The sequence below is a fragment of the Nocardia sp. NPDC049149 genome, assembly GCF_043197455.1.
Classification (GTDB): domain Bacteria; phylum Actinomycetota; class Actinomycetes; order Mycobacteriales; family Mycobacteriaceae; genus Nocardia.
In genome coordinates, this window is the sequence record NZ_JBICTD010000015.1 from 1 (window position 1) to 21,129 (window position 21,129).

15 protein-coding genes are annotated in these 21,129 nt (G+C 66.0%); 9 read left to right on the forward strand and 6 right to left on the reverse strand.

Going from position 1 to position 21,129, the window contains the following annotated elements:
- Both ACGFNJ_RS39970 and ACGFNJ_RS39975 read right to left on the reverse strand, forming a co-directional pair.
- On the reverse strand, window positions 1-3,840 hold a 3,840-nt coding region (locus tag ACGFNJ_RS39970; RefSeq protein ID WP_393461124.1), incomplete at its 3' end, for an amino acid adenylation domain-containing protein.
- 100 nt (window positions 3,841-3,940) lie between these two features.
- Window positions 3,941-4,639 carry a hypothetical protein gene (locus tag ACGFNJ_RS39975; protein WP_393461126.1) on the reverse strand — a complete coding sequence of 233 codons (699 nt, stop codon included), beginning with the start codon at window positions 4,637-4,639 and terminating at the stop codon, window positions 3,941-3,943.
- A 627-nt stretch (window positions 4,640-5,266) separates the two neighbouring features.
- On the opposite strand from ACGFNJ_RS39975, the gene ACGFNJ_RS39980 reads away from it, so the two are divergent.
- The 4 genes from ACGFNJ_RS39980 to ACGFNJ_RS39995 all read left to right on the forward strand — a co-directional run bounded on the left by ACGFNJ_RS39980 (window position 5,267) and on the right by ACGFNJ_RS39995 (window position 8,391).
- Window positions 5,267-5,869, forward strand: a complete 603-nt coding sequence (locus ACGFNJ_RS39980) for a sensor histidine kinase (RefSeq protein WP_393461128.1) — start codon at window positions 5,267-5,269, stop codon at window positions 5,867-5,869.
- A gap of 191 nt (window positions 5,870-6,060) precedes the next feature.
- Window positions 6,061-6,849, forward strand: a complete 789-nt coding sequence (locus tag ACGFNJ_RS39985) for a response regulator (RefSeq protein ID WP_393461130.1) — start codon at window positions 6,061-6,063, stop codon at window positions 6,847-6,849.
- Window positions 6,850-6,962: 113 nt separating this feature from the next.
- The gene (locus ACGFNJ_RS39990) at window positions 6,963-7,364 is read left to right on the forward strand and encodes a nuclear transport factor 2 family protein (protein ID WP_393461132.1); all 402 of its coding nucleotides are present in this window, start codon (window positions 6,963-6,965) and stop codon (window positions 7,362-7,364) included.
- A gap of 49 nt (window positions 7,365-7,413) precedes the next feature.
- Window positions 7,414-8,391 (forward strand): GlxA family transcriptional regulator, encoded by a 978-nt coding sequence (locus ACGFNJ_RS39995; protein ID WP_393461134.1) that lies wholly within the window; start codon window positions 7,414-7,416, stop codon window positions 8,389-8,391.
- Window positions 8,392-8,424: 33 nt separating this feature from the next.
- On the opposite strand, the gene ACGFNJ_RS40000 is transcribed toward ACGFNJ_RS39995, so the two are convergent.
- Both ACGFNJ_RS40000 and ACGFNJ_RS40005 read right to left on the reverse strand, forming a co-directional pair.
- Window positions 8,425-8,718, reverse strand: a complete 294-nt coding sequence (locus tag ACGFNJ_RS40000) for a QsdR family transcriptional regulator (RefSeq protein ID WP_393461136.1) — start codon at window positions 8,716-8,718, stop codon at window positions 8,425-8,427.
- Window positions 8,718-9,809, reverse strand: a complete 1,092-nt coding sequence (locus tag ACGFNJ_RS40005; RefSeq protein WP_393461138.1) for an AraC family transcriptional regulator — start codon at window positions 9,807-9,809, stop codon at window positions 8,718-8,720. The genes ACGFNJ_RS40000 and ACGFNJ_RS40005 overlap by 1 nt, the downstream gene beginning before the upstream one ends.
- A gap of 457 nt (window positions 9,810-10,266) precedes the next feature.
- Between ACGFNJ_RS40005 and ACGFNJ_RS40010 the strand changes: the two genes are divergently transcribed.
- Window positions 10,267-12,345, forward strand: a complete 2,079-nt coding sequence (locus ACGFNJ_RS40010) for a CocE/NonD family hydrolase (RefSeq protein WP_393461140.1) — start codon at window positions 10,267-10,269, stop codon at window positions 12,343-12,345.
- A gap of 66 nt (window positions 12,346-12,411) precedes the next feature.
- Here the strand turns inward: ACGFNJ_RS40010 and ACGFNJ_RS40015 are convergent, their stop codons facing one another.
- The gene (locus tag ACGFNJ_RS40015; RefSeq protein WP_393461142.1) at window positions 12,412-12,837 is read right to left on the reverse strand and encodes a hypothetical protein; all 426 of its coding nucleotides are present in this window, start codon (window positions 12,835-12,837) and stop codon (window positions 12,412-12,414) included.
- A gap of 307 nt (window positions 12,838-13,144) precedes the next feature.
- Here ACGFNJ_RS40015 and ACGFNJ_RS40020 point away from each other — a divergent pair, with 307 nt between their 5' ends.
- Complete coding sequence (locus ACGFNJ_RS40020) at window positions 13,145-14,113, forward strand: ion transporter (protein ID WP_393461144.1); 969 nt, start codon at window positions 13,145-13,147, stop codon at window positions 14,111-14,113.
- A gap of 71 nt (window positions 14,114-14,184) precedes the next feature.
- Here the strand turns inward: ACGFNJ_RS40020 and ACGFNJ_RS40025 are convergent, their stop codons facing one another.
- On the reverse strand, window positions 14,185-16,509 hold the full coding sequence (locus tag ACGFNJ_RS40025) for a pyruvate dehydrogenase (protein ID WP_393461146.1): 2,325 nt from the start codon (window positions 16,507-16,509) through the stop codon (window positions 14,185-14,187).
- Between the two features lie 219 nt (window positions 16,510-16,728).
- Between ACGFNJ_RS40025 and ACGFNJ_RS40030 the strand changes: the two genes are divergently transcribed.
- The 3 genes from ACGFNJ_RS40030 (at window position 16,729) to ACGFNJ_RS40040 (ending at window position 21,110) form a co-directional block, all read left to right on the forward strand.
- The gene (locus tag ACGFNJ_RS40030) at window positions 16,729-17,241 is read left to right on the forward strand and encodes an Lrp/AsnC family transcriptional regulator (RefSeq protein WP_393461148.1); all 513 of its coding nucleotides are present in this window, start codon (window positions 16,729-16,731) and stop codon (window positions 17,239-17,241) included.
- 172 nt (window positions 17,242-17,413) lie between these two features.
- Window positions 17,414-20,608: a bifunctional cytochrome P450/NADPH--P450 reductase gene (locus ACGFNJ_RS40035; RefSeq protein WP_393461150.1), complete on the forward strand. Its 3,195-nt coding sequence runs from the start codon at window positions 17,414-17,416 to the stop codon at window positions 20,606-20,608.
- A gap of 94 nt (window positions 20,609-20,702) precedes the next feature.
- Window positions 20,703-21,110, forward strand: coding sequence for a VOC family protein (locus ACGFNJ_RS40040; RefSeq protein WP_393461152.1), 408 nt, complete (start codon window positions 20,703-20,705; stop codon window positions 21,108-21,110).
- Window positions 21,111-21,129 lie beyond the last annotated feature (19 nt).

The window sequence follows — 21,129 nt, forward strand, 5'->3', positions numbered from 1 at the left end:
CAAATCCACCAACTGCGCAGACCAATAACCAATCTGCTGCGAAATCAACGACTCCGCATCATCCTCACCACCAAGCACCGCACGCTGCCACACCGTGAAATCCCGGTACTGCACCGCGAGCGGCGACCAGTTCGGCGCCTCGCCGACGGCCCTGGAGAGGTAGGCCTGCGCCATGTCCTGCGCGAGCGGCCCGAACGAGAAACCGTCGACGGCGATGTGGTGCGTGACGACAGCGACCACGTACTCCCGGACGCCCGTGATGGCGAAAACCCGGACCCGGATCGGCAGTTCGCGGGAAACGTCGAACCCGACCTGCGCGAACTCGAGCAGGTGTGCGCGCAGGTCTGCCTCGTCGACGCTGTGCACGTCGATATCGAGGTTCACCTGGTCCATCGGCAGCACCTGCTGGTAGCCGCCGCCACCGGAGGCGGGGAAGATCGTGCGCAGCGACTGCTGGCGCTCGATCACATCCGACAACGCCGCGGCGCACGCGTCGATGTCGATGTCACCGCGCAACCGCATCACGAACGGCAGGTTGTAAATCGGTGCGGTGGGATCGAATTGGTTGATGAACCACATCCGCTGCTGGGCCAGCGACAACGGAACCCGATCCGGCAACTGCTGGGCCACCAGTGGCGGCCGCGGCGTGACGTCGGCGCCACCGGCGGCCTCCGCCCGCGCCGCGATCCCGGCCACGGTCGGGGTCTCGAACAGCGCCCGCACCCCCAACCGGACACCGAACGCTGCCGACACCCGCGCGACCACCTGCGTGGCGACCAGCGAGTTGCCACCCAGATCGAAGAAGTCGTCGTCGACGCCGACCGCGGGCAAGCTCAGCACATCGGCGAAGACCGCGGCGACGACCTGCTCGGCCTGCGTGCGCGGGGCCCGGTAGCCTGCCGCGCCGACGGCGAACACCGGCTCCGGCAACGCTTTTCGATCCAGCTTGCCCGAGGTGTTGAGCGGGAACGACGCCAACGTCATGACGGCGGCAGGGACCATGTACGACGGCAACCGCTCGCCACCGAACTTGGTCAGCTCCACCGCATCGATCGACAAGCCGGGCGCGGGAACCACATACGCCACCAGCTGCTGACCGGTCGCGGTATCCATCACCAGCACAACGGCTTGCGACACCGCAGGATGCGCGAGCAGCACCGTCTCGATCTCGCCGAGCTCGATGCGCTGGCCGCGGAACTTCACCTGGAAGTCGGTGCGGCCGATGTACTCCAGCGAACCGGCCGCGTTCCAGCGCACCAGGTCTCCGGTGCGGTACATCCGCTCGCCGTCGGCGCCGAACGGATTGGCGACAAACCGATCGGCCGTCAGATCCGGCCGACCACGGTACCCGCGCGCCAATTGCCTTCCAGCCAGGAACAATTCACCCGCCGCGCCGATCGCGGCAGGCCGCAGCCGCGAATCCAGCACGTACATTTCGACGTTCCACTCCGGCACGCCGATCGGCACCGTCACCGTGTCGGCGGCGGTCACCTTCCAATAGGACACCGAGACCGCGGCCTCGGTCGGGCCGTACAGGTTGTGCAGACCCGCGGAGCTGATCGCCCGGAATGCCGCGGCGGTCTCCGGCGGCAACGCCTCACCGATCACGAATACCGCACGCAACGAGGCACATTGGTCCTTGGTCGCGTGTGCGGCGAACACGGTCAGCATCGACGGCACGAAGTCGGTCACCGTGACGCCGTGCCGCGCGATCGTGTCCGCGACGTACAGCGGATCCCGATGTCCGTCCGGCGCGGCGATGACCAGCTTCGCGCCGACCATCAATGGCAGGAAATAACCCCACAACGACACGTCGAACGTCGTCGCAGTCTTCTGCAGATACACATCGGCTGCGGTCAGTCGATATTCGTCGAGCATCCACAACTGCTGATTCACGATCGCGCGATGACTGACCGCGACGCCCTTGGGCCGACCCGTCGAACCGGAGGTGTAGATGACGTACGCCGTGTTGTCCGGGCGCAGCAAGGCCGAACGATCCGCATCCGTCACTGGAGCATCAGAGAACGCCGACACATCCAGGGTGTCGATCTCCACCCGGCGCACCGTCTCCGGCAGCTCCAGCTCGTCACCGGAGGTGGTCAGCACGCAGACCGGGCTCGCGGACTCGAGAATGTAAGCCGTGCGCTCAGCCGGATGATCCGGATCCACCGGCACATACGCACCACCGGCCTTCAGCACCGCATGCATACCGATCACCAAATCCAGCGACCGCCGCATACCCAGCGCCACAAGAGATTCCGGACCCACACCATCAGCGATCAGGAACCTCGCCAGCTGGTTCACCCGCGCACCGAACTCCACATACGTGAGCTCCGCACCCTCGAAATCGAGCGCGATGTTCTCCGGCGTCAGCGGGATCTGCGTATCGAGCAACGCGGGCAGCGTGGTGTCGCGCACCCGATGACCCGACGTGCCCCACACCGACAGCGTGCGGGAGAACTCCGCTTCGGTCGTGATCGGCAGCTCCCAGACCGGCTCATCCGCGCCTGCGGCCAGCAACCGATCGAAGAACTCCAGAAATCGCTCGCTGTGCCTGCGCGCCTCGGCCGCGGTGTACAGATTCGGGTTCGTCTCGAAGTCGATGTGGAAGCTGTCCCCGCCCATCGACTGATAGAAGTTGACGCTCAGATCCTCGATCGAGCCGGTGGACAACACGTGCATGTGCCCGGTCGTCTCGCCCAACGCGATCTGGTTGTTGAACAGCATGATGTTCACCCAGGGTCCGAAGAACTCCTTGGTGACCGCGCCCTGATTCGCGCTGTCGCGCCGGATGTCCTCGTGCCGGTAGCGCTGATGCCGCAGCGCGCCGGACACCTCGACCGTCACCGCCTGCAGCAATGCGGCGACATCCATGTCGTACCCGATGCGCAGCCGCAGCGGCACGATATTGGAGGCGAAACCGGCGGCGCGGCGCATCACCGCGGTGGTCCGCGCGGTCACCGGCAGGCTGAGAATGACGTCCTCGCTGCCGGTCCACTGCGCCAGGTACGCCGCGAAGCCCGCGAGCAACAGCGCCGAGGGTGACGAATTGTGCCGCTGCACCGCGGCATCCAGCAACTGACGCCTGCCGCGCGACAATGCCGCGCCCGCAACGAAGTTCAGCGGCGCCGGGGGCGCGGACCGGCCCGCCAGGCTGGTGCCCTCCTCCAAGCCCGCCACCCGCTCGGCCCAGTAGGCCTTGTCGGATTCGAACCGGGTGCTTTCGCGGTAGGCGAATTCGGTGTCGACCAGATCCCGCAGGTCCGTGGCCTTCGGCTGCGACGGCTCAGTGCCGGTGGCGTAAGCGGTGTACAGCTCGGCGGCGCGGTTCAGATAGGTCATGGCCGAGAAGCCATCGAGGATAATGTGATGCGCGCGCAGATAGAAGAACCAGTGCTGCTCGTCCAACTGCAGGGTGGCCAGCCGGATCAGGCGATCCTGGAACGGATCGATGGGACGGCTGTATTCGGCGCGCATCCACTCGTGTGCGCGCGCCGCCGGGTCGGCCGCCCCGCGCAGGTCGATGTAGTAGATGCTGTCGCGGTCCGGGATGGTGGGGTCGATGTACTGCATCGGCTCGCCGTCGACCTCGGTGAGGCAGATCAGGCCGGACCCGATCTCGTTCGACGCCTCGATGGCGACCCGACGCAACAACTCTCGGTCGAGGTCGCCGGTCAGGTCGACGTACTGGGCGATGGTGATCGGCACCTGCGGATCCAGCGCCTGGGCGTACCAGATACCCAGCTGTGCCGGCGACAGCGGGAACAGGTCCTCCCGCGCCGGTGCGGGCACGACCACGTTCTCCATCTCGCCGTTACCGTCGAAATTCACCCGATCCACCCGACTCTCAATCCTGGTGCGCTGTGCAGCGCGACTTCGCTACGAAATTTCGACCGAATCGATCGATGGTTGTTGTCGATGTTGGGGCGTGCGGTACACGTCAACATACGTTCAGCTCGCGGTTGAGCACGTGCGCCAGCGCGGCGGCGCCACCCTCGCCGAGGTACTCGTCGACGTAGGGCTTGGTGAACAAAAATGCGCTCAATTCGCTGAGTTCGGCGCTCCTGGAATCCCACATGCGCAGGCCGAACGGGAACTCGCGGAGTTGTTCTCGAATATCCGCGTCCACGAGCCTTCTGCCCCACCCGACCATTTCTTCCTCGGTCGAAAGGTCGGGGTATTCGAATGCCTCGGCGGTGATGCGCAGTGCGCTGCCGACCGGAAGTGCGGTGGTCAGGTCGCCGCGAGCAGCCGCCCAGTACGCGGGCACCGTGTCGATCGTGCGCTGGCCGAGCATGCCGCAGCCGCCGGGATCGGTCCCGATGGACATGCCTGCCGGGCGATACGGGTCCGAGATGAGAGCACATCCGGCGATCTCGACTCCGGCGAACCCGCCCCGGCACACCTGCGCGGCGACATCACCGGCGATGGCAGCGCCCTGCGCATAGCCGGCGAGCACGACCGGCTCGCGACAGCGTAGGACTTCACCGATGAGTTCGGTCTTGCCGCTCGCTCCGGTCTCGGAGGTTGAGACCAGGCGTGGCCGGAACCGGGCCGGATCCAGCGCAGCCGCAAAAGTATTGGTCACCGGATGTGGCGTCGAGGCCCAACTGGCCCCCATGATCAACACGTCGATCACCGGGACCCCGCGCCGAGGACCGTCGTCTGCGTCGCGCCAGCGGACACGGGCCCCCTTTCGATCACAGACTCCAGCTACATCTAGCAGGATGTCCCAGGAACCAGGGTGATTGCGTCGCCGCAGAGGGTGAACTTTTCAGGACGAGTTCACGGTCTGCATCGGGCAGAGCCGAAGGCAATGGTCAGCGGCGCTGCTGCGGACCTGACGAGGCAAGCGCAGCCGAGCGCGGCTCGGCCGCGGCGGGCAAATCACCCCGCAGGGGTGACGACGTCACACCGATTGCGGGCGATGATGATCACCGTGCACCACCCGAGCCCATCGACGACGCCCGAGGACTGACCCAGCATACAGCGCAGAACCCCATAAACAGGGACGGAGTCGGCTTGCGGGCAACGAGCCGACCCCACGTTGACAAAACCGACTCGGCTGAGGTGTGGTGGAACCATGCACGCAGTCGAGCCCTCAGCTTCGTCATGGTCGGGCTACCCTCCGGACCAATGCGGTAACCGGGATTTCCAGACCATCCAGCTCGGCGACCGACGTGATGCACCGCACACTTTCGACACCACGACAGCCGCACAACAGCCGGATACCAGCCTAATACGGCAAGACCAGCAGGATGCCGTCTTGGCCGAACGGGCCAGGATGGCCAGGGAGATCCACGATGTGCTGGCCGGCTCGCTCGGTCTGCTCGGCATCCAGCTCGAGGTGCTGCACACCGTGCTCGCCGACCTCGGCGACGTGGACAGCGCGCTGAAGTTGCTGGTCGAACTGCAGCAGACGGCACGCGAAGGACTCAAGGAGACGCACCGCGCCGTGCACGGGCTGCGATCCGAGCTCCGCCCGCTCGATCAGGAACTCGCCGCGCTGGTGGACCGGCACCGCGAAGTCCAGCACACCGAGGTGACGCTGACCGTCGCGGACGCGCCGCAGTGGCCTACACCGGAGACCGCGCTCGCGCTGGTGCGGGTGACCGGCGAAGCGCTGGTGAACGCCGCCAAACACGCGCCGCACCAACCGATCACCGTTGTGCTGCGCTACGAGTCGGGCGACGTCGTGCTCACCGTCGAGAATCCGTTGAACGACAACGTTTCCGATCAGCGGTACCGGACAGTCGACGGCGGCTACGGGCTGCTCGGCATGCGGGAGCGGCTCTTACCGCTCGGCGGCACCGTCATCGCGGGAGCCCGCCAGGGACGGTGGGTGGTCACCGCGCGAGTACCGAACTGACGTCGAGCGCCGGACCCGCGAAGCAGCGCACGACCCGGCACGACGACAGTCACCCCCCGTGCGGTGACGAAACGCACGGTAACGAAACGGCCAAACTGACCGACTACGCTACCGAGCCCGCTATCCGATAGGCCAGGAGAGTTCGGTTGCCGCCAGTCACGCCAGTCCCGCCGGTTATAAAGGATGATGAGGTGAATCTGTCCCTGGAGGTTTCGCCCGCACCGGTCCAGATCACCGATCAGGCACTGTCGACTTCGCTGAACCTGCTCACCGGCGACCGAGACGTGCACGACATGTCCGACACTAAGGGGTGGAGCGTGAACGCGGCGATGGATGCCGAAAGGCCGTTGCGGATCATCGTTGTCGACGACCAGGCCAGCGTTCGAGAGGGCTTAGCCCTCATGCTCAACGTGCTACCCGACATCGACGTGGTTGCCACCGCCGCCGACGGACAGCAAGCCCTCGACCGGGTTGCCGAGCACAACCCGGATGCCGTGCTGCTGGATCTGCGGATGCCGGTGCTCGACGGTATCGAGACCTCGACCCGATTGGCCGCCGACCACCCGGACGTCGCCGTCGTCATTCTCTCGACCTACGCCGACGACGCCTCGGTGCTGTCGGCCCTGCGCGCCGGCGCCCGCAGCTTCCTGACCAAGGACGCCGATCGCGCTGGCATCGTCCGGGCGCTGCACTCTGCGGTCGGCGGCATGGCCGTGCTCGACGCGCGCGTGCAGGACACCCTGCTCGCCGCCGCCCGCGGCCTGCCCGAGCCTGCCCAGCAACTACCCGACGGGCTGACCCGCCGCGAAGGCGAAATCCTCTCGCTCGTCGCCCGCGGCATGACGAACACCGAAATCTGCGAAGCACTCTTCCTCAGTGCGAACACCGTCAAGACCCATATCAACCGGATCTTCGCCAAAACGGCCTCGCGCGACCGCACCGCCGCCATCGACTACGCCCGCCGCCACGGACTCGCCTAGCGATCCACCGTCGGTTTCTTGTCGGCGAACGGCGTTTTCGCTGCTGGTGCCGGTCCTTGCGATTGCTGAAGAATCGCTGCGGATGTGATCGGCAATCAGCGAGGAGATCAGGCATGACCAGGACCGATGAAAAGCTCAGCACGGCCGGGATCGAAGAAATGCTCCTGGACTACTTCGAGCTGCTCTACACCCAGAATATGAGCCTGTTCGATCGGGTGTTCCATCCTGCGGCAGTGCTGTACTCCGCCCAGGACGGTGAGGTTGTGGTGCGTTCGCGCGAGGAGTACCGCGAGCTCATGCTGGGGCGGCGGTCACCGCTGCAGAACAACGCGCCCCGCTACGACGCGGTGCTCTGGATCGATATGTTGTCGCCGGAGATGGCGATGGCCAAGGTGCGACTACGGCTCAACGACAACGTCATGGTCGACTTCCTGAACCTGCTCTTGGTCGACGGCGAGTGGACGATCGTGGCAAAGCTGTATCACCGGGATGCCACCATCATCGACACGCCCTAGCACCGCGTGGCGAAAACCCGGCCCGACCTGCACCGATTAGCGTAAAACCATGCTGCACACGGTCGCCGCGATTGTCGTCGAGGACTTCATGCCGTTCGAACTCGGCGTTGTCTGCGAGGTCTTCGGCGTCGACCGCACCGCGGAGGGTGGGCCGTCCTTCGACTTCCGGGTATGCGGGGAACGCCCCGGCGAGCCGCTGCCCTGCGCACAGGGTTTCGCGCTCGTTCCCGCGGTGGGGTTGGCAGGTCTGGCCGACGCGGATCTCGTGGTGGTGCCCGCCGCGACGGTCCGCGGCGAGTACGCACCGGTCGTCCTCGACACGCTGCGCGCCGCGCACGACCGTGGCGCGATGTTTCTTTCGGTGTGCAGCGGCGCGTATCTCCTCGGCGCCGCTGGTTTGCTGGATGGACGGCGCTGCACCACCCATTGGCGTTACGTCGAGGATTTCCAGCAACGCTTCCCCCGTGCCGACATCGATCCTGACGTGCTGTTCGTCGACGACGGATCGATCGTGACCAGCGCGGGCACCGCGGCGGGCATCGACGCCTGCCTGCATCTGGTCCGACGTGAAATTGGTTCCGCCGCAGCGAATCTGATCGCCCGACGGATGGTCATCGCACCGCACCGGCAGGGCGGACAACGGCAGTTCGTCGACCGCCCCGTGCCTGCGAGCGCCGACGCGAGCCTGCAACCAGTCCTCGACGAGATCCTCACCGACCTCACCGTCGAACACACCGTCGCCGAGCTCGCCCGCCGCGCCAGCGTGTCCACCCGCACCCTGCTGCGCCGGTTCACCGCTGAAACCGGCACGACCCCACACCGCTGGCTCACCCTGCAACGCATCCGCCGCGCCCAACATCTGCTCGAGGACACCACCTTGGATGTCGAGCAGATCGCCCGCGCCACCGGCATGGGCACCGGACCACTACTGCGCCACCACTTCCGCCGGATCGTCGGCGTAACCCCCAAGGAGTACCGCGCCGCCTTCGCCACCCGAGCCGACACATCGGCGAGCCGAGGTCATTGATCGAATGCGATGCGGGCGAGGACAACTCGCGTCCTATTTGAGTAATCGGCGGATGACGGTGGCCGCGGCATCGATGTCGTCGGGCTCGCCGGTGATCAGTTCACGGAAATAGAAGGATTCGCCGATCCGGACGATGGCATAGGCCAGGGTGCGCGCGGCAATATCGTCGAATTCGCCGATGTCCTCGCGGATGAGCTGCGCGATGGTGGCAACGAACCGCCGCTGGATGACACCGTCGCGGGAGGTCATCACCTGCAACGCGGTCTCGGTGTGCTGTGCGACGAACGTGTGCATGGCCGGATGCCCAGCGGGAGTGGCTGTTCCCATCACCCGCTTCGCTTCTCCGCTTCGAGCGATCGGTGCTCGAACAGCAACGTGTTTCCCTTGTGCGCCACCTGGATTCGGGTAGCGCCGCCGCGCTCGGAGCGTGCGGAGTTTCGCACTTGTTGTGGGGTCGCGCCGAACCAGCGGCGGACCACTCTGGTCAGGGTGGATTGCTCGCGCAGTCCGATCAACGCGGTGATCTCGGTCATCGGCATGTCGGTTTCGCGGAGCAGCCGGTAGGTGACGTCGCGGCGGGCGCCGTCGAGCACCTCGCTGAAGGTCGTGCCCTCGTCCGCGAGCGCGCGCTGTAGCGATCGGCCGTGCATGGACAGCCGCTTGGCGACATCGTCGATGTCGGGCTTCGTGCCGGTGAAGTTGTGGTCGATGGTGATTCGGACGCGCGCCGTCATGCTCTTGCCGAACTCCGAATAGTTCCTGGCCAGGTAGTCCATCGATATCGTGCGCAGCACCTGGTCGCTGCACGGTATCGGCCGGTTCAGTATGTCGGCCGGAATGCGCAACAGCGTGGTGCTCGCCTCGAATCGCACCTCGGCACCGAAGAATTCGGCGTAGCGGGCGGCGGGTGCGAGGGGCGGGTGCGGCAGATGAATGCTCCGCAAGCCGTAGTCGCCGACCGCGCGACGCAATCGGTGGTGGATGCTGCCCGCCGACAGATCGATGCCCTGGGCGAATCCGTTCGCCTCCCCTGGATCACGAAGGTTGATCGCCACCACGCCCGGCTGGTTCTCCGGGTCCGGCACCAGGGCGAGCGAAATCCCGGCGTGGTGCACGAACAGGTACTTGGACGCGCAGGAGATCGCATCGCCGAGGGTCGCGGCATTGGAAATAGCAACCGACAACGCGCCGAGCACGCTGTCGTCCTGACGGCTGGACAGCCGCAGCCCGAAATCAGGACAGTCGAGTTCGGCCGCCGCGGCCTGCAATGCCCAGCCGATCGCCTCGCCGGGAACGACGGCATCGTCGTCGTTCACCGCGGCCGGGGTGATGCCGAAGCGTTCGAGCAGCCGCTCACCGTCACCGCCGAGTTCGGCGACGAGCGCCGGGTAACCGCGCAGACTTGCCGCGCGCGCCATGATCACCACCGCTGGATCACCAACCTTCGGCCGGACTCGTCGGCTGCGTCGTCGCAGCCGGACCGGTTGCTCGCCAGCCACTGATCCGCAGGCCAGACCGGTCGTTCGTGCACGATTGATCTTTCCGAGACAGTGAGTATCACAAATTGCAGGGTCTTCGGCTACCAAATGGCAAAACTTGGCAGTGCGGACTGCCCTCCGCACTAGTGCACCGGGACAAAAACTTGTCGTCCTGGAGCAATCAGGAACGTGCGGCGCACCGCCATACTCAGGCAGCAATGAGCAAGCACTGTGGCGCGGCCGGTCGCAGCTGCCGGCGGACCGCGCCGCAGACAACCGGCCGTCGCGGGCGCTTTTCGACCGAGACGGTGCCGATCGCACCGGCCTCGCGGCCGACGGTATCCACCTCGATACGCGCGGAAAAGCCGCCAACCGCAATCGGACAGAATGGATCGAGATGGAAGCACGGGCCCGCACGAAGCAATTCGCACGACCCGCACTACTTTTCGCCGCAACACTTTTCTGCGCGGCGACGGTGTCGCCGTTCGCGGCCGCCGAACCGCCGGCAGGGTTCACCGACATCACCGGCGGCCCCTACGCGGCATCGTGGACCGCGGCCGTCGACGGGCCCCAGCCGTACTCGCAGATCTTTCCCGACCTGGCGATACCCGTGACGATGAGCGACGGCACCGTGATCAAGCTCGATGTCGAGCGGCCGGGCAACGGCGGCCGACCGGTCGATGAAAAGCTGCCAACCATCGTCGAATTCGAGACCTACAGCAAGATCGCCGTCAACCTGGCCTCCGCGATGCTCCAGATTCCCGGCATCGATGAGGTCCTCTTGCCCGCGTTGGCGTCGATCGGCGCCCCGCCCGGATCCGGTTTGGAGGGCCTGACGGATCTGACCAGGCAGCTCGATGCCGGGCTGCTGCAAGCGGCCGCGCACAACTTCGATCTGGTCAAGGGCGGCTACAACCTGGTGCACGTCGATATTCGTGGCACCGGTACCTCGCAGGGGCAGTGGCAGTTGTTCGGCGACAAGGAACGCCAGGACGCGGCCGAGGTGATCGATTGGATCACCCAGCAGCCGTGGAGCAACGGCTCGGTGGCCGTCAAGGGCACCTCCGCGACAGCGATCGCCGCCCTCCGCGCCGCCGACCGGGGAAACCCGGCGATCAAGGCGGTCTTCGGATTCGTCCCCAGCGCCGATCTGATCGACGACATCGTGATCCCCGGCGGCGGAGTGGGTTTCGGCTTCGCGGCGTTCTGGCCGATGTCGGTGAATCTGGCCAAGTTCGCCCCCGATGTCGAGTCGATCATCGCGGGCCGCTTCGATCCGGCACAGCAGTTGCAATGGTTCAAAGATCGGCTGGCCGATCCGCTCACCTTCATGGACGTGGTCGCGAACGCCTTCACCGCTATGAACACCGGACAGCTCACCCCCAAGACCCGCGCGCTCATCGACCCGGATTCCGATCTGCGCAAAGGCATGCAGGCCGACACCGAAAAGATCACCGCACCAACCTTTCTGGCCAGCGCGTGGTGGGACATCTTCGGCAGCACGCCCACCGACACCTACAACGATCTGGCGCTGCCGACCGAACAGAAGAAGCTGATCGTCGGCGAAGGGTTCCACGCCGGGGCCGGGCTCGCCGGGTTCGGCCATCCCGGGATGCCACCGCGGCTGGATGTGTTGCAGCGGGCCTGGTTCGACAAGTGGCTCAAGGGGATCGACAACGGCATCGACAAATACAGCCCGCTCACGCTGAAACAGCAAGGTGGCGAATGGACTTCGGCGCCGTCGTTCCCCCGGGCGCCAGGCACGCATCAGCGGATGTACCTGAACGATCGACGCTCGGGCACGGCGAACTCGCTTTATGACGGCGGGCTTTCGGCCGACCCGGTGCAAGGCACGATCAACGACTTGACCGTGGCGCCCAGCCTGCTGAGCGTGTGCTCGCGAGACACGTCCCGCATCTGGGCCGGGATTCCGTCGATCATCATGGCGTGCGACCAGGATTCGCGAATCTGGGAGCAGAACGGGCTCACCTTCACCAGCAGCCCGGTGACCGAGCCGACAGTGCTCTCCGGGCCGATCAACGCGCACCTCAACACCGTGCTCGACCACCCGGACGGGTACTGGGTCGTCACCGTCAACGATGTGTTCCCCGACGGCCGCTCCCGTGAAATCAGCTCGGGGCAACTACTGGCGTCGATCCGCCAGATCGATGAGGCCAAGAGCATCAGGGCGGCCAACGGTGACTACATCAGGCCCGAGTACTACATGGACCTGGACCGGCGCGAGCCCGTCGAGCCAGGACAGCCCCTCACCCTCGACATCGCCCTCGATCCCACCGATGCGGTGCTGCAGCCTGGCCATCGGCTCCGCATCGACATCTATGCCAGCAACCTGCCCAAGGGTCTGCCGCCGATGCTCGCCCTGGTGGACAGCCAACTGGCGCCCCAGCACCTTCGGCTCGACCCCGGCCAGCCGAGCTGGGTGAACGTTCCGCTGAGCGTCACCATCCCCGGATAGGCATCGGGAAAACGCAGGCCGCGCAGGACATTTCCGTCCTGCGCGGCCTGCGCGGTGAATCAGCCCCTACGGCACCAACAGGTACCACTCCGCGAAGGTGCTCCGGATCGGCCACGCGATGGCCATGACCTTCGCCGGGCCCGTGCCGACCCACAGGTCCGTGGTGCTGGTCTCGCCCGGCGCCGCATCGGCGTAGACGTAGACATCCCGGGTCTGCAGACCCGCAGAGCCGACCCAGCCCAGCTTCACCTGGTTGCCGCACGGGCCGCCGAGATAGCCGCGTGGTGTCACGTGAGCAAGCACGTGCCCCGGGCGGTGGGGAGCCGCCTCGAGCGCCAAGTCGATCGCGCCCGCACACAGACTCGCGTCGCCGAAGCTGTAGAGCGTGCTGCCGATCGTCGCCAACTGTGGCAGCGGATCCGCCTGCGCCGGTGCCGCCACCCCTCCGAACACCAGCGCAGCGAGCACCGCCGACACTATTCCCGCTAGCATTCGCCGCGCCCTCATCAGTGGATACCCCTTCCGTGGAGCGACATTCGCCGCCCGCTTCCTCGCCACAGCCGGTCGGCTGCGTAAACCGCGAGCGACATTATCGAAACAACCCGGCGAGCGCCGGAGCGTTAAGTTCTGCCTAACCGTTCTGAAGTGCTTCTCCACCAAGGAATTCCGACACTCCGACGAGCGTGGGGGTCGGATCGTGCGGGATCGGGCGTCGTAGGATACTGCCCCCGGATCCGTTCGCTCTGCCAGATACGCCAGTAACGACGACTTGCATGATGTCGAATCAGGAGGGCTGTCGGTGTTGACACGTGAAAGTGCACGAAGCTTTGTCGAGTCATCTCAATGCCAGCGGCTCGTCGTCGCGGTGATTCTGCTGAACGCGGCGGCGCTCGGTGCGGAAACGTCCGAATGGCTGATGGCGATCGCAGGCAGGTCGATCCATCTGGTCGACACGGTTGCGCTCGGCATATTCGTCCTCGAGATGCTGCTCAAGTTATATGCCTACGGGCCCAGCTATTTTCGCGATCCGTGGAATTTTTTCGATTTCCTGGTGATCGGCGTTGCGCTGGTGCCCGCATCTGGAGGGCTTTCAGTGCTGCGAGCCTTCCGCATCCTCAGGGTGCTTCGGCTGGTCTCGGTCAGCCCGAGCATGCGACGAGTGGTGGCCAACCTGCTCGCCGCGATGCCGGGCATGGGATCCATCCTCGGCTTGCTCGCGCTGGTCCTGTACGTGGCGGCCGTCATGGCGACCAAGTTGTTCGGTGCGGTAACCCCGGAGTACTTCGGCAGTCTCGGCACGTCCATGTGGACACTGTTTCAAGTCATGACCGGCGAAGCGTGGCCGGATATCGCGCGCACGGTGATGGCCGAGAAACCGCTGGCGTGGATCTTCTTCCTCGTTTACATCCTGGTCTCCACGTTTGTCGTGCTCAATTTGTTCCTCGCCGTCATGGTGAGCGCGGCCGAAGACGTCAGGGCAGCGGACGATCACGGACCCAAAGGACAGGACAGCAGCGCCGAAAGCGCTTCCTACGCCACAATTCTCGGCGAACTGACCGCGCTGCGCGCCGAGGTGAACGCATTACGTCTCGGCGCCCGCGCCGGCGCACCCGACGCTCGGCGGCAACTCAGCGACGTCGAACTAGCCCACGCGGTCATCCTCTACCGCAACGGCCACCCACTCGCCCACATCGCCAACCGACTCGGCGTCACCCACGAAACCATCCGCACCACCCTGCAACGCCGCGCCGTCCTCCGCCATCGCTGACCAGTCGACCCGCCCGAAGGGCCGGTCATCGAGACCGAGCCTTCGTGAGCGGGCCTGGTGGTCCAGCGGATTCAGGCGATGTCGAGGGCGGCGCGGACGATGGCGTCGGTGTCGATGCCGTGGTGGCGGTAGACGTCGTCGAGGGTGCCGACCTGGCCGAACTGGGTGACGCCGAGTCCTGCGTGGCGCACTCGGTTGATGCCTGCCAGGAAGGTGAGGGTGTGTGGGTGGCCGTCGAGGACGGTGACCAGCGGGGTTGCTCGATCGGCGGGGAAGAGTTGATCGAGGATCCAGGTTTCGCCGGTGCCGCGGCCTTGGCGCGCTTGCATGGCACGGAACAGGAGATCCGGGCTGGTGATGCAGAGGACGTCGGCCGCGACCCCGGCGAGGTCGAGTCGTGTTGCGGCGCTGAGGGCTTCGGTCATCATCGCACCCATCGCGGCGATCGTCACGCGGGCATCGTCGCGGCGGATCAGCGAATATCCACCCGCGACGACCTGGCGACGACGGCGCTCCCGCGCGGCAGGGTCGGACGGCACCGCGGCCAGCGTCTGGTCGACGGGCCGAGTCGACAGTCGCAGATAGGCCGAGCTGCCGCCGGGGCGGCCGAGCTGGTTGAGGCAGGCAAGCAGCGCCCATTCCACGTCGAGGGAGAAGGCCAGCTCGTAGCTGGTGCACCCCGGCTGTTCGAGTCCGATCGATGGCGTCTTGATGGATTGATGGGCACCGCCCTCGGCGGCCAAGGTGACCCCGGAGGGCGTGCCGACCAGGATGGATTGACCGCCTGCGTAGATGCCGTACGACCACGGCTCCAGCGCGCGCTCGACGAACGGGTCGTAGACGACGCCGATCGGGAAAAGCGGCTGCCCCCAACGACTCCAGGTGGCGCCGAGCTCACCGATGAGGCCGACCAGGTTGGTTTCCGCGATGCCCAGCTCCATGTGCTGACCGGTGGGCTTCTCCCGCCAGTGCAAGATGGTTTCGGCATCGTCGGCGAACCAGTCGTGCCGCTCGGCCGACGACCACACCCCGACCTTGTTCACCCACCCGGCCAGGTTGGTCGTCGAACTGACATCCGGGCTCACGGTCACGATCCTGCGCGCGGCCTCGGGTGCGGCACGGGTGAGATCGAGCAGCACGCGGCCGAGCGCGGACTGGGTGGTCGCGGTGCCCTTCGGCGTCCTGCCGAAATCCGCGGGAATGGCCGGAAGACCAACCGGCACAATAGGATCGCGCCGCAGGCGGGCCGCGACGGCGGCACACATCCGGCCCGGCGCGGTGCTGTCGTCGAATCGCGACCACGGCCGATCGGGATCCATCCCCAAATCGCTTGCCAGCTGGACATATTCGGCCGTGCTCAACAGCGACGAATGGTTCTGCGGGTGCCCCTCGACCGGCAGCCCGTAACCCTTGATGGTGTAGGCGATGATGATCGTCGGCCGGGAGTCGTCGATCCGGCGGTAGGCCGCCGACAGCGCGGCGAGGTCGTGTCCGCCGAGATTGCGGATCGCCGCCCGCAGCGTCGCGTCGTCGAGTCCGGCGATCAGCGTCGCGATCGCCGCGCTGCCGTGGCCGGTGCCTGGCAGCCGGGTGCGCAGCTCTTCGGCGGTGCAGCGCAGCAGGCGCTGGTACTCAGGATTCGACATGTCCAGGATGCGAGTGCGCAGCTCAGCACCGCCCGCTCGCGTGAAAAGCGACTCGAGCAGCTGGCCGAACTTGACCGTGATCACCTGCCAGCCTGCGGCGTCGAACATCTTCTCCAGCCTGCCCGCCGCGATATTCGGCACCACCCGGTCCAGCGACTGCCGATTGAGATCGACGATCCACACCACCTCACCCAGGTCGATGACGCCGGGGTCGACGATGGCCTCCCACACCGCGCCCTCGTCGAGCTCGGCGTCGCCGACCAAGGAGTACTGGCGGCCCGTCCCTGCGCCACCGTCGAGGGTGTTGACGTAGCGGCGCGCCATCGCACCCCAGATCGGCGCGGTGGCGCCGATGCCGACCGACCCGGTCGAATAGTCCACCGTGTCAGGGTCTTTGGCCCGGCTCGGGTAGGACTGCAGTCCGCCGAACTGACGCAACGTGGTCAGATAGGACTCGTCGAGCTCGCCGAGCAGATAGTTGATGCTGTGCAGCACGGGAGACGCGTGCGGTTTCACCGAGACGCGGTCACCGGGACGCAGCTGCTCGAACCACAGCGCGGTCATGATCGACACCATCGAGGCGGAGGAGGCTTGATGGCCACCGACCTTGAGCCCGCTCGGATTCGGCCGCACCCGGTTGGCGTGGTGGATCATCGCCGTGGACAGCCAGAGCACCCGCTGCTGAATCGCTTCGAGCCCTTCGGGGGTACCGGAGAACTCGACTCCTGAATCGACGGCCGGGGCACTCATCGCAGTCTCCTCGCGCGTAATCGGTTGCGGCGCGCGCACATAGGCTCGGCCAGGGGCACAGGGTGATCGAGGTTCGGGCAGCGCATCCGCCCGAGAACGTTCTGTTGTGCAGAACTGTCAGCAAGTCCAGCAATTGGAGATGTTTTGCGCAATACTGACACGCGGATTTGATCAGATTGCCTACGGCGGACCTGTCGTGACGAGAACGGGGTTGTCACAATGCCAAGCACACACACCGTCGACCAGATCGATGCCAGGATCCTGCTCGCGCTCGCCGACGCGCCACGCGCGACCGTCCTCGCGCTCGCCGCGGACACCGGACTGTCCCGCAACACCGTCCAAGCCCGGCTGAACAAACTCGAAATGTCCGGCGCCCTACGCTCGTTCGAGCGACGCATCGTGCCGTCGACCCTCGGCTACCCGCTGCAAGCGTTCGTCCTCACCCATGTCACGCAGCGCAAGCTCACCGCGGTTTCGGCGGCATTGGCCGAGATTCCGGAGGTCCTCGAAGTACACGGACTCACCGGCGTCGCCGACCTGCTCGTCCACGTGGTGGCCCGCGACGCCGACGACCTCTATCGGATAGCCGGTCAGATCCTCGACATCAAGGGCGTCAAACGCACCAACACCGCCCTGGTGATGCGCGAACTCGTCGACTACCGCATCCAACCGCTGGTCGCCGCGCTCGCCGCAAGCAGCCAGGAGAGCCGCGACGACTCCGCCACCCGATGATCCAGCATCGACCCGGCGGCCAGACTCGGCGGCGCTAAGGGGCGTCATCGAGCCAGCCACTGGTTCGCCCGGATTCTTACCCGTCCTTGCCGTTGCCCTTGGCTTCCTTTGACACCGCCCCGGCACCGTGGCTGTCACCACGTTCGCAGCGGAGAAGAAGGGCGGTTTCCTGATGGGGACTTCTGTGCACACACTCGAGACGATCCCGGAGCGTCCGGCGTTGCCGTTGATCGGTCATGCGCTGCAGATTCCCAGCGGCGCAGACAGTCTCCCCTACCTGCTCGCCGAAGCGAAGGAGCTCGGACCCATCTTCAAGATCCGGTTCTTCGGCGAAGAGACCACCATGGTTTCCGGCCTCGACCTGGTTACCGAATTGTCCGACGAGACCCGCTTCCGCAAGAACGTGCATGCCGATCTGCTCGCGCTGCGCGATATCGGCGGCGACGGATTGTTCACCGCCTTCCACGACGAGCCGAACTGGCGCAAGGCGCACGACATTCTGCTGCCCGCCTTCTCGCTGGCGGCGATGCGCCGCTATCACGCGACCATGCTGACGGTCGCCACCAGCCTGCTCGCGAAATGGGATGGCGCCGTTGACGATCCGGTCGACGTTGCGGCCGATATGACGCGGTTGACCTTCGACACGATCGGGTTGTGCGGGTTCGGTTACGACTTCGGCTCGTTCCGCCGCGACCGGCCGCATCCGTTCATCAGCGCGCTGTCGCGCACGCTGGATTACGCTCAGGCGCAAAGCGAGTCGCTGCCCGGAATGCACCTTCTGCAGCGTGGGCGGGCCGAGCGCTACCGCACCGATATCGGGTACATGAAGGATCTGGTCGACGACGTGATCCGACGCCGTCGAGACCAGGCCGACGAGAACGCCGACGATCTTCTCGGCCGCATGCTGCACACCGACGACCCGGCGACCGGCGCGCCTCTCGACGATGTCAACATCCGCTACCAGGTGCTCACCTTCCTGATTGCCGGGCACGAAACCACGAGCGGCGCATTGTCTTTCGCGTTGCACTATCTGACCAAGCACCCCGAGGTCCTTGCCAACGCACAGGCCGAGGTGGACGCACTGTGGGGTGATACCCCCGATCCAGAACCGTCCTACGAGGACATCGGCAAGCTGACCTACCTGCGCCAGGTGCTGAACGAGTCGCTGCGCCTGTGGCCGACCGCCCCGGCCTACGCCGTAGAACCCTTGGCGGACACCGTGATCGGCGGCAAGTACGCGGTGCGCGCGGGTGAGTCGCTGCTGGTGTTCACCCCGGCGCTGCATCGAGATCCGGCCTGGGGCGAGAACATCGAACTGTTCGACCCGCAGCGGTTCTCCGCCGAACGTGAGTCCACCAGGCCTGCGCACCTGTTCAAGCCGTTCGGCAGTGGTGAGCGCGCCTGCATCGGCCGCCAATTCGCGCTACACGAAGCGACATTGGTGCTCGGCTTGCTCGTGCACCGCTACCGCCTGCTCGATCACGCCGACTATCAGCTGAAGATCAAGCAATCGCTGACGATCAAACCGGACGGGTTCACCCTCCGGCTCGCCAGGCGCAGCGCTGCGGAACGGCGGTTGCCCGTCGCTGCGCGCGGAACGGCTACCGGACCAGCAGAAACGACCAACCGCAAGGCCGCGGGCACCACATTGACTGTGCTCTATGGATCCAACTTGGGCACGTGCGCCGGTATCGCGCGCGATCTCGCGGCGGAGGGAGCCGAGCGTGGCTTCAGCACGACGGTGGCCGCACTCGACGACGCGATAGACATCCTCCCTGGCAATGACGGCGCGGTAGTGATCGTCGCCGCCTCCTACAACGGCAAACCCACCGATGACGCCGCCAAGTTCTACTCCTGGCTCGAACAGCTCGAACCTGACTCCCTGTCCCGGATCCGCTACGCGGTACTCGGTGTTGGTGACCGCAACTGGGCCGCCACCTACCAGCACGTCCCCTCGACCATCGACCAGTGGCTGACCACCGCCGGGGCCACCGCGCTGACCGAACGCGGCGCCGCCGACGCCTCGGGGGATTTCGCAGGCGCCGTTGACAACTGGACCGGTCGACTGTGGGCCGCGTTGCTCGACCGGTTCGGGGTGCCGACAGCAGACGACGAACGATCCGGTGCCGAGCCGACCCAGCTGTACACGATGGAGGAAGTCGGTGCGTCGGTCACCGATCAACTCACCGGACGGCACGGGTTGACGGCGATGGAGGTACTCGACAGCCGCGAACTGGTCGATATGGCGCACCCGCTCGGACGGTCCAAGCATTTCCTTCGGCTGCGCCTGCCCGAGGGCATCACCTACCGAACCGGGGACCACCTGGCGGTGCTGCCGCACAACCCGCGCGACCTTGTCGATCGCGTCGGCCAGCGGTTCGCACTCGACCTCGATCGCACGATCCGGCTGCACGTGCATCGCCGCAGCCGCAACGCGCTACCCGTCGACCGACCGCTCACACTGCGCAGGTTGCTCACCGAGTTCGTCGAGTTGCAGGACCCGGCGACACGCGAACAGCTGGCCGTGCTGGCGGCGAACACCGCGTGCCCACCCGAACGCCGCCCGCTGGCCGCATTGGCGTCGGCACCGCAGGAGCAGTTCGATCAAGAAGTGACCAGCGTCAGACGCACTGTGCTCGACCTGCTGTGCCAATACCGTGCCTGTGAACTGTCATTCGAGCTGTTCTTGGAGATGCTGCCGCCCCTGCGGCCACGCCACTACTCCATCTCGTCCTCGGCAATCGGCGCACCGGGCACAGTCGACCTCATGGTCTCCCTACTCGCCGCGCCCCATCGCGGCGGCGACGGCACGTTCCGCGGGATCGCATCCCACTACCTGGCAGGCCTGCGCCCCGGCGCGCTGGTGCAAGCCAAGGTCAACCCGTGCCGGGAAGCATTCCGGCTGCCCGACGATCATGCCATCCCGGTGCTGGTGATCAGTGCGGGCACCGGCCTCGCCCCCTTCCGCGGCGCGATCCTCGATCGCCTGTACACCGGCGCTACCGGCACACTGCTCTGTTATTTCGGCTGCGATCATCCCGACGTCGATTACCTGCACCGCGCCGAACTAGAAGCCGCGCAGGACGCCCGTGCCGTCAGCCTCCGGCCGACCTTCACTCATGCGCCTGAGCATGGCGCCCGTTTTGTTCAGCACCGCATCCTGGCCGAGAGCAGCGAGGTATGGGCCGTTTTGCAGGCCGGAGGACACATCTATGTTTGTGGCGACGGCGCCCGCATGGCTCCCGGTGTCCGCGAGGCCTTGACGGACGTCTACCGCGAGCACACCGGCGCCGACCCGGCCGAAGCCGCGGCCTGGCTCGACACGCTCAGCGCATCCGGACGTTACGTCGAAGACGTATGGCAGTGATCGTGCGGTGGAACCCGGTGAATGCGGCACGATGAGTTTCGCGGCGACGGGCCGTCGATACCCGTGAGGTCTGTACTCATCCGAAGGAAGTGCCATGAACTGGACACTCGAAGTCGTCATCGTCCCGGTATCGGACATCGATCGTGCCAAGGACTTCTATAGCGAGAAACTGGGATTCGTTGTCGACCACGACAGCACATTCGGTGAGGGCATGCGCATCGTGCAGTTGACGCCGCCGGGCTCCGGCTGCTCCATCGTCATCGGCGAAGGCGCCGTCCCGACGATGGAGCCCGGCTCGGTGAAGGGACTTCAGCTGGTCGTGCCCGATATCAAACAGGCACACAAGGAACTGGTTGCCCGCGGCGTCGAGGTCACCGATGTTCAGGTGCTCGGCCAAAACCCTTCGCCGACACCGGATCCGCTCGACAACGTCGGCTTCGTCTTCTTCGAGGACCCCGACGGCAACAGCTGGGGCGTGCAGCAGATCTCTTCGCGCGGATGAGCTGAGGTGCCCCGCCCTG